A 1,388-nucleotide genomic window follows, 5' to 3' on the forward strand; every position below is an offset into this window, starting at 1 on the left:
ATCGGTTGAGCCCCCTAACTTTGGACACTCTCTTCCGAATTCTAATGTTTTCTCCGTTTTTCAAAGAGCGATCTTTCTGGGTTTTACTTCACCCTTTTTATGTTTCTGAAAATAGACTGCTGGAGGCCAGTCCTCAAGGCTTCCATGCACTCTTTTGTTATTGTAAAACTGAATGTATTCCTTCACGACATCATTGGCCTCTTCGAATGTCTGGAATTCGTGCCGCTGGTAACACTCTCGTTCGAGTACGCTATGAAAGGACTCAATATAAGCATTCAAATTTGGTGACTTTGGTGGAATTCGTTCATGCTCCAGCCTCTCTTTGTTTTCCAGACAGAACTCTTGAAATTGGATCCCGATAAACTGAGGTCCATTATCGGTTCTAAGCACCAGCTTGTCTTCACCGGAATTTTCTATTTTACGGGCTCTGAGAGCCGTCTTAAGCATGTTTGTGATATCTTTCCCGCCACATGTTCTCCCTAAATAAAAGCCGACAATCTTCCGATCGTACACGTCTATCGCGCTTGCCAGGTAGAAAAAACGCTCGATTCCTGGGATATAACCATATTTAATATCAATCTGCCACAATTGATTTGGACCTGTGACGATTCGATTTCGGGCAATCTTTCTTGGGTATTTACTGTTTCGGATTTTTAACGGGAACAAGATCCCCATTTCCTTGCACAGACGGTACACTTTCTTTTTACTGATGGTCAGATGGTGCTTCCGTTTTAGGCAGCTTGTCAGTTTGCGATACCCATAGACCGCCTCCATACCGCCAATCAGCTTCATCAGATACGCTTTAATTTGCTCGTCAGATACACGCTTTCCTTTTGAGTCTAAGGAAAATCCGGGGATCGGTCTCCCGCCAGCTGTTCTTTTCACCGGAATGGGATTGGCTTGTTGATAGTAGTATGTGGACCTGGATATTCCCACAATGCTGATGACCCGAGTGACCGCAAACCCGGCTTCCACCCATTCTTTCGCAAACTCTACTTTATCGGTTAGGGTTTCGATTTTTTTTTTATGATTTCTCGAAGCATTTCAACTTCCAGCTCTTTTTCTCCTAACAGTTTCATGGCTTGATCGTATTTTTTCTGAATCTCATCTGTACCGGAGGTTTCAGAAAGGGGAGTGACTCCCTCCATTTTCATCTCTAATTCGACTTCATCCCGGTATTGGCGGACCCACCCAGACAGAGTAGAAGGGGATACTGCTAATTTTCTGGCTAAGAAAGCCGTATTGCCGGACTCCAACGCCATTCTGACATATTTCTTCTTTACGTCCTCGATCGGACCATTCTTTCTTTTCATCTTGGCCTCATCTCCTCTGCCCTCATTATATTTTGAATCAGAGGAGGTGTCCAAACGAGTTAGGGGGCCTGAGAG

At 44.4% G+C, this 1,388-nt stretch carries 2 protein-coding genes; both read right to left on the reverse strand.

The window, feature by feature from the left end; genetic code table 11:
- Positions 1 to 60: 60 nt before the first annotated feature.
- A complete protein-coding gene (locus GKZ89_RS20740) occupies positions 61 to 1,017 on the reverse strand; it encodes an IS3 family transposase (protein WP_338324957.1) in 957 nt (318 codons plus the stop codon).
- The coding region (locus GKZ89_RS20745; RefSeq protein WP_206672162.1) for a helix-turn-helix domain-containing protein at positions 1,005 to 1,388 on the reverse strand (384 nt) is incomplete at its 5' end. The genes GKZ89_RS20740 and GKZ89_RS20745, both read right to left, overlap by 13 nt.

Origin of the sequence: Metabacillus mangrovi, from assembly GCF_009711125.1 — a bacterium.
Lineage (GTDB): Bacteria > Bacillota > Bacilli > Bacillales > Bacillaceae > Metabacillus_B > Metabacillus_B mangrovi.